We start from the raw sequence: 7,480 nt of genomic DNA, 5'->3' as shown, positions 1-7,480 counted from the left end.
GGGTCGACCCGGCTCCAGTGCCCCTGCATTCGCTTGACCGACGCCAGACCGTGCTCCTCCTGGAACGGCAGGCCCGCGCCCTGCAGCCCGAACGAGTGGTGGTAGACGACCGGCGCCTCCATGTCATCGCGCATCGCGGCCTGGATCACGAACCCGCCGGTCAGACACATGCCGATGATCCCGAGGCGGCCGTTGCAGGCATTGTCCTGCTTCAACTGGTCGAGCAGTGCGTCGATCTCGCGATAAAGCGGACTGGACGCCGAATTGATCCGGCCGACGGAGCGGACCGCGGCGCGGACGCAGTAATCGATCGCCCTGCCGCTGAACAGGTCCGGCAGCCAGACCACATAGCCGCGGCTGGCCAGCTCGCGGGCGTCCTCCCGGTAGCAATCCAGCAACCCGAAGATCTCTTGCAGGTAGAGCACGGCCGGCGCCGGTCCACCGCCCGGCGGCAGGTAGCTTTCCACCGTGATCTCGCGGCCGTTGGCCATCAGCTTCAAAACGGACGATGTCACCGTCATTGCAGCACTCCTTGCCGGTCCCGCTCGAAATATAGAACGCCGGGCGTGCTTCAGTCCCCGCCCGGAAGCGGCGTGCCCTGATGAAACCGCATCTGCCAGCCGCGCGTCGTGTGCAACCACAGTGACGATCGCAGCGAACGCCGGCTGGTACCGGAGCGTTGATCCGCGATCACCGCCTGGTAGGTCAACAACATCACGCCCGGCACCAGTTCCGACACCTCAAACCCATCCGAATGAATCGTCAGCGTGCCGTGCTCCGCCAGCATCCACGCCAGCGTATCGGCCTTGTGATGGACCGCCCCGGAAGATCCGATCTCCATGAAGGCATCGTGCAGCAGCACATCCAGACGCTCCGGGTTCCGTCGCACCTCGGGCTGATGGAGTTCGAGCTCCAGTGCTTTCAGACGGTCGGCGAGTGGTTTCATGCAGCCAGACTAATGCTGTTTCGGTTGGTCAGGAATCACCGCGACCCACCGGTTTGTACGTGTCGACATTCCTCGGCCACAGCCGTTTGCATGATGTGCCTGTAGCTGGGCGTTCACGCTGCGCCCAATTCCACGCGAACCAGGCGATACCCGAAGTCCCGGCTCTCGGCATCCAGCAATTCACCGTAGCGGGCATGCCACGCCCCGGAGTCCAGATCACGCTCCAGGCGCCCGACGCCCTCGGCAACGTTGCCAAGCTTGCCGAATACCGAAATCGCGGCCCGCGTCTTCGCATCCAGGTAGCGCTCCGGCCGCGCCCAGTAGGCACAGAGCAGGCCGTCGGTGCAGTCCCGCGGAATCGGAACCGCCGTGACAGCGAGCGGCCCCCAGATTGCCGACAGCTCGTCGAGTGTGGGAAACACCTGTTGGTCCAGCGTCAGAATCTCCGGAAAGTAATCCAGCAGCCAGAACCCCTCGGGATACTCGACCCAGGTCAGCAGGACCACACGCTTGCGGGCCACGCGTCGCAGTTCCGACAGGCCCGCCTCGCGGTCCGGCCAGTGGTGAACGGTGAGGATCGCGAGGGCGGCGTCAAAGGCGCCGGCGTGAAACGGCAGTCGCTCGGCGGTCGCCTGCACCGCCGCGCCTTCGCGCCTCGCGGTGCTTCAGCATTTCAAGTGAAGCATCCACCGCCACGACGGACACCGACGCCGGCTCGTAGGAACCCGTGCCCGCACCGACGTTGATGACGGACCGGGCGTCACCCAGCGCGTTCTCGATCAACGCGGCGATGCGGACGTCCGGCTTGCGGTACCGCGCGTACTCGGCATGGACGGCATCGTAGTCGGTTGAATCCATGCTGGTTCCGCCGCGATCCTGCTCAGGTTGGCAGCGTGTCGAACTGCGGCGCCGGCCCGCCGATGTGGTCCCACGGGGCCTTCGACCCCACGAAGATGTGGGCCTCGATCCGCACGCCGGGGTCGCCATTGACGGAGCCCAGGGTCACGCCGTGCACATCGCCACCGTGGGTCCCGCACAGCGTCGTGCCACAGGTGTTGCAAAACGCCAGCCCCCACCCGGGCTGGGATTCGTAGAACCGCAGGTGTTCCTTGCCGCTCACCCAGGTCAGCGAACCCGGCTGCGCCAACTCGGCGTAGGCCGAACCCGCCCCGCTGAACGCCTTGCGGCAACGCGAGCAGTGGCAGCTGCGCGCATGCACCAGACCACCGTCAATGCGATACCGGACGACACCGCAGAAGCATTCACCTTCGATCAACTGGTCTCTCCCATTCAATGCCGCCGCTCTCTCAATCAACCGACGTCCACATCGCGGACCCGCTCATTGGGGCTCGATGGGCTTGCGCAGAATATGAGAATGAAAGCCGTACTGAAGACGCTCATAGAATGCCTTCGCTTCCGTGTTGAAGGCCATGACTTCGAGCCTGATTTCGGAGGCACCCCGCGTCAACGCCCAGCGCTCCGCATGCTCCATGAGCACCGTTCCGATTCGGCCACCTCGAAACCTCGCGTCCACCACGATGGTGCCGATCCGGCAGATTCGGGACGACTGGAGAAAGGGAATCTCGCTCCCGTCCTGAATCGTCGCGGTGATGAATCCCCGGACCGCGTTCTGTTGATGCGCCACCAGAAACAGCACCTCGCTCCGGGTGATCTGGCGCAGCCAGAATTCCCGGTCCCTGCCATGCGAATCCGGCGCGGCGAAGGTTTCAGGCAACGCATCATGGTGCTGCGCGTTGATCTGGTCGGCCAGATCACAGACCGACTGCAAATCATCCGCCCGGGCCGGCCGAACAGCGATCTCCGTCATCCGCGGCGAGCGCGCGTCGACAACCACGCGTGGATCAACCCCGCCTGGAAAAACCGCACCGGCGATTCGAAGCCGCCGGATTCGATGATCGACGCCGTTTTCGCCCACTGCGTGTCATAGCTGGCGGCCTGCCGGTTGAACAACTCCCTGATTTCGTCCTGATGCATATTGTTTTCCACTTGCCCGTAAGCCCAACCAAGACCCGCAACCCGTCGCTAGCCATCCAGGTTTTCCCGGATGAACTCGGATTTCGCCAGGGGATACGCATCCATCGGCGCCCCCTCGTATCCAGGCGGGCTCGGGCGATATGAGCTTCATGAGGAAAGGAATACGTGCCGACGGTTTCACGGTCGCTCCTGGCCCACCAACAGCGTTACCAACCCACCTGAGAACTGCACACGTTTCATGCAGACGGCGTGACCGCCGCCCGGCGAACCTGATGAGCCTTGTGACCCAAGAAGACCGACTAACGCATGAGGTCCGGGCGAGCGACTGTCATGAAGGCTCGTGGCAACACCTCCACATCCAGAAGCCGAATGTAGACCCGCAGTCACTTCCTCCTGCACGCAATCTCAGACAACCCAGAGATCAAGCGATGAACTGACCATCAATCGCTTGTACAAATCGGGGAAGTCCATATAGCTTGAGCTCAGCCGTCGCGAGCGCAGTGAACATCGGCTGCAGCGCTTTGTTGGCTGGCGCATCTGATCTTGTCGCCAATACTGGAAATCGAGCTCACGGCCCACAACCATCCAGCTGTAAGAATTACCGTGATTACAGCAGCTTGAAGACGATTCTCTCTCGATATTTCACCTTCAGAAAAGAACTCCTGGCGCGACGCTGGTGAGACATGAAGTGCCGCAAAGATTGAAAAAAAGAACAACGAAGCCAGGCAGCTACGAAGGTACTCTGTGTTTAGAACCAAAACTGAAACAGTTACAATGATCCCAGAGATATAAAAAGACAGACCTGCAGCCCACGCGACGCTCGATTTTCGAACCACACCGACTGCAGATACGAATACTCCGAGACAAGTTGACGCAAAGATAACAAGTAACCCCCATAGCTCATAACCGATTGCCCGCCACTCGGAAGCAAGAGACATAACTGGGATGATTGCTACAGCCGCTTCAGTACTCGGAGGCAGCATCACAGCACATGCTGCACCACAGAGAATTAACTGCGCAGAAAGCTGAAGCTGAAGAGCTCGTCCTCGAGGCCGTCCCGCAGCCACTCTAGTCCACCCAACGCCCGCCATGAGGGGCATGTTTGAAGTGGAGCAGTGAAAAGAAATGCCACGCAAACGTAGCGATAATCAAAATACTGAGGCTACATGCCACCCGAATCGCCAATACCTCACTTCTTCGATTTATGATTATTTCTGACATCTAACGCCGTATTTCAGCCGCGAAATTTTCGCGCTGCGGGAATTTTGTCGGTCGCAAGCACTTGTTAGAACTCGCTTTCACCAAAGTGCTCAATATGAAGCTGCTTGCAGCGCTCTGACGGGCAGCCGGAAAGCATGAAGCGTAAGTTTTCTCTGTCGTCACGCAACAAGGCCAAAGCTTCAGCTTGCTCGCCCATTTCAATCAGGGCCTCAAGTTCGGAAAGAAGTTCGAGTTGATGCGAAGCATTGCTTTCGAAGTTTCTCTCGATGTGCCGTGATGCCAGAGCGTCGTACCTTTGTGCACTTATCTTGTTGGTAAGCATGGTCGCTACCGCAGAAATGACAAGCACGACCAAGACGCTCAATGCAGCACACTTGATAGTGGAAGGTTTCAAGATTCTTAACGCCGTGATTCAGCCGCGAAATTTTGTCGGTTGCAAGCACTTGCTATGCATCAGATACCTAAACACTTGTCAGAACAATGGACTCTTTGGTATTCCAAACCCTCTTCCGCCAGAGCGCCGCTGGCACCTCGCAACTTTGACCGCAGCCTAGCTTCCAGCATCTCTCTGGCGATGACTTCATCACCATTGGCGAGCGCCGATGCGGCAGCTAGCAAATACCGTGTCGTGTGCTCATCTGCTTCAGCCTGACTCTCAACCAGCGCAACAACACTCGCACGCGCCGCTTGTTTCTCGATATCCGCAAGCCAATATCCAACTGAAAATGCGATGGCTGGGAAAAGAAGTAAAAGTAGCGCGGAAATGTACCTGTGACTTTTCATGCTGCATAACGCTGAATGTACGCCGAGCCGGAGCACAGCGCAGGGGACCAAAGCCGCGCCAGCGGGTTTGGCTTCGGTTTAACCGCTTGGTTAGGTATCGCCCGGCCTGCCATTCACATACTTCTGATCAAGATCAACGCCACAACGATAGCAGCGCTTCCCTGGCCAGCGGATGTCGGTGACGGAAAGCCCCCGGAACACTTGCGGTGCCCTGCAGCTTGGGCAACGAAGATTCCAAGCGTAGCCCACCGTGACAAAACCCATACTCAGAGCAAGCAAGAAATGCCAAGAAAACTGAACCCCTGACGACGCGCTAGACGCATCCAAGAGCAGATGAATAAGCACTGCGAAGCTGAGACTAGAAATAAGGACCGAAAGCACTATTCTTGGCGAAGTCTTCATACGCCACCTAACGCCTTAGGTAACGGGCGCCGGAGCCCATAGGGCGCAGGGAACCAAACACGCACAGCGGGTTTGGCGTCCACTTGACCGAGTTGTTGGGCTTGCCATAGCGCATTCCTAACTAAGCCACCAGATAATTCGAACCGATTGAATTGCCGCTAATGCGGATATGGCGAGCGGGGCAAACAGAAGTGCCGAGCCCTGGTGCTTGACGCGAACCTTCCAAAAGATTGCGGCTACAAACAAAAATGCTGTGATTGCCAAGACCGAAAGCGTAATAGAAATTCCAGCCTCTGTGATGTCATCGGGTGAGTAAGGCTGATGCTCCGATGGTGAACCACTAGGTGAGCCATAGCGGGAAAGAAACGCGGAGACGTAACCTAAGTTCGCCCAAGTGATGCCATCATCTTGTATGAAGCCGACGTGAGCACGCCAAGCGAAAAAAGCGCTCAAGATGCTGGCGATCCAGACAACGACCACACTTTTTGAAGATCTCTGTTTCGACACTACTAAACCCAACACTTATTAGATGGACATTGTCCGAACAACGCGTTAGTGCGTATTCCGCATAACACCGAAGGCTCGTAGACAAAGCTTTGATTTGCTTGCTTCATCAAAACCTCTTCGCGGAAATGTGGACGTTGTCCATTCAACACGCCGTGCTCCTCGGTGCCACTGTAACGAAAATCCCCCTGATCTGGTGGCCCCGCCCGTCACGTCGACGCGGCCTCGGAGCGCTCTCGCAGGCCGCGTGTAATAAATCCGGCTGCCACGCACACTAGGTAGGCATTCCCATTTGGAGTGACCTCGTGTTCTCGCTCTCGATTCTGGCGCTGGCGGCTTCCGGGCTGACGGCGCCTTGCTTTGTGGACGGGCTGAGCAGCCGAGTGGAGTGCGGCTCGCTGACGGTGCCGTTGCATCACGACCAGCCGGACGGCGGGTCGCTGGAGATGGCGTTCTACCGGTTGCCGGCGCATTCGGCGACGCCGGCGCCTGATCCCATCGTGGTGATTCCCGGCGGACCGGGGCAGTCCGGGCGATCGATCGTGCCGACGGCCACCCAGTTGCTGGATGCGACCAATGTGGATCGCGACATCATCGTGATCGACCCTCGCGGCACGGGTCAGTCCGGCAAGCTGGCCTGCGACGTGGAGGACGAGGATTTCGTCGAGGATTCGGCCGTGATCCGGGCCGATACGATCGCCTGCCGCGACGCGCTGGATACCGATTTGACGGCCTACGGCAGCGAGGCGGTGGCGGACGACCTGGAACTGTTGCGCCAGGCATTGGGGGCGCCGCAGCTGAACATCTGGGGCGGTTCCTGGGGAACGCGGGCGGCACTGGTGTTCGCCCGGCGCTATCCGGAGTCGACGCGGTTGATGGTGCTGGATTCGGTGGCACCCACCGACTGGACCATCGGCGCGAGCATGGGAGCGGACGCACAGCAGGCGCTACAAAAGGTGTTCGAGGCCTGCGCGGGCGAATCCGGTTGTTCCGAGGCCTTTCCGACCGTGCCCCGGCGCTTCAACCAGCTGCTGAACCGGTTGGATGCCCGACCGCATCAGGACGATCTGGCACACCCGCTCACGGGCGCCACGCGCGAGGTTGAGTTCAACGCGCTGCGCATGGCGTCGGCGGTACGCGGCATGTTGTACAGCGATGCCATGATCCGCGTGCTGCCTTATACGGTGATCCAGGCCTACGAAGGTCGGTATGCCCCGCTTTACGCGGCCTCGGAGTCATTCAACACCGGTCTGGACGACATCGCCTTCGGCATGATGCTGTCGGTGCTGTGCTCGGAAGACATCGGCGCGCTGACGGCGGATGCCGTGCCCGCCGCCGAAACGACCTCGTTCCTGGGAGAGCAGATCTTCCAGTTCTGGCAGACGGCCTGCTCGGTGTGGCCGAAACACGCGGTCGCCGATGACTTTCACGAGCCGGTGACCAGCGACATTCCCAGCCTGCTGATCACCGGCAGCTGGGACCCGGTCACCCCGCCGTACACGGCGTATCAGGCTGCCGAAACGCTTTCGAACTCCAGGGTGCTGGAAGTGCAGGGCGCCGCCCACATCGCCAGCACGCGCGGCTGCGTGCCCAAGCTGACGGCCGAGTTCATCGACACCGCCGACCCGT

General features: G+C 59.8%; 11 protein-coding genes. 1 reads left to right on the top strand and 10 read right to left on the bottom strand.

Annotated elements, in window-relative coordinates:
- The 10 genes from ABNS06_RS09655 to ABNS06_RS09610 form a co-directional block, all read right to left on the bottom strand.
- Window positions 1–515 (bottom strand): dienelactone hydrolase family protein (locus ABNS06_RS09655; protein WP_348674232.1); only part of this gene is annotated, 515 nt, incomplete at its 3' end.
- A gap of 56 nt (window positions 516–571) precedes the next feature.
- Window positions 572–946 (bottom strand): DUF4440 domain-containing protein, encoded by a 375-nt coding sequence (locus tag ABNS06_RS09650; protein WP_348674230.1) that lies wholly within the window; start codon window positions 944–946, stop codon window positions 572–574.
- A gap of 113 nt (window positions 947–1,059) precedes the next feature.
- Window positions 1,060–1,584 carry a methyltransferase domain-containing protein gene (locus tag ABNS06_RS09645; RefSeq protein ID WP_348674228.1) on the bottom strand — a complete coding sequence of 175 codons (525 nt, stop codon included), beginning with the start codon at window positions 1,582–1,584 and terminating at the stop codon, window positions 1,060–1,062.
- On the bottom strand, window positions 1,538–1,804 hold the full coding sequence (locus tag ABNS06_RS09640) for a hypothetical protein (RefSeq protein WP_348674226.1): 267 nt from the start codon (window positions 1,802–1,804) through the stop codon (window positions 1,538–1,540). Before ABNS06_RS09640 ends, ABNS06_RS09645 begins: the two co-directional genes overlap by 47 nt.
- Window positions 1,805–1,826: 22 nt before the next feature.
- A complete protein-coding gene (locus ABNS06_RS09635; RefSeq protein WP_348674224.1) occupies window positions 1,827–2,222 on the bottom strand; it encodes a GFA family protein in 396 nt (131 codons plus the stop codon).
- Window positions 2,223–2,285: 63 nt separating this feature from the next.
- Window positions 2,286–2,774: a GNAT family N-acetyltransferase gene (locus tag ABNS06_RS09630; protein WP_348674223.1), complete on the bottom strand. Its 489-nt coding sequence runs from the start codon at window positions 2,772–2,774 to the stop codon at window positions 2,286–2,288.
- A complete protein-coding gene (locus tag ABNS06_RS09625) occupies window positions 2,771–2,941 on the bottom strand; it encodes a hypothetical protein (RefSeq protein ID WP_348674221.1) in 171 nt (56 codons plus the stop codon). The genes ABNS06_RS09630 and ABNS06_RS09625 overlap by 4 nt, the downstream gene beginning before the upstream one ends.
- Before the next feature lie 1,285 nt (window positions 2,942–4,226).
- Window positions 4,227–4,526, bottom strand: coding sequence for a hypothetical protein (locus ABNS06_RS09620; protein ID WP_348674219.1), 300 nt, complete (start codon window positions 4,524–4,526; stop codon window positions 4,227–4,229).
- 89 nt (window positions 4,527–4,615) lie between these two features.
- Window positions 4,616–4,945, bottom strand: a complete 330-nt coding sequence (locus tag ABNS06_RS09615; protein ID WP_348674217.1) for a hypothetical protein — start codon at window positions 4,943–4,945, stop codon at window positions 4,616–4,618.
- 519 nt (window positions 4,946–5,464) lie between these two features.
- Entirely contained in the window at window positions 5,465–5,869 is a 405-nt protein-coding gene (locus ABNS06_RS09610) for a hypothetical protein (protein ID WP_348674215.1), read from the bottom strand.
- A gap of 287 nt (window positions 5,870–6,156) precedes the next feature.
- Between ABNS06_RS09610 and ABNS06_RS09605 the strand changes: the two genes are divergently transcribed.
- The coding region (locus tag ABNS06_RS09605; protein WP_348674213.1) for an alpha/beta fold hydrolase at window positions 6,157–7,480 on the top strand (1,324 nt) is incomplete at its 3' end.

The organism is uncultured Abyssibacter sp., assembly GCF_964000955.1.
In the GTDB taxonomy this organism is placed as follows: domain Bacteria; phylum Pseudomonadota; class Gammaproteobacteria; order Nevskiales; family OUC007; genus Abyssibacter.
Note: the sequence above shows the minus strand (reverse complement) of the source record. Positions and strands in the feature narration are given on the sequence as shown.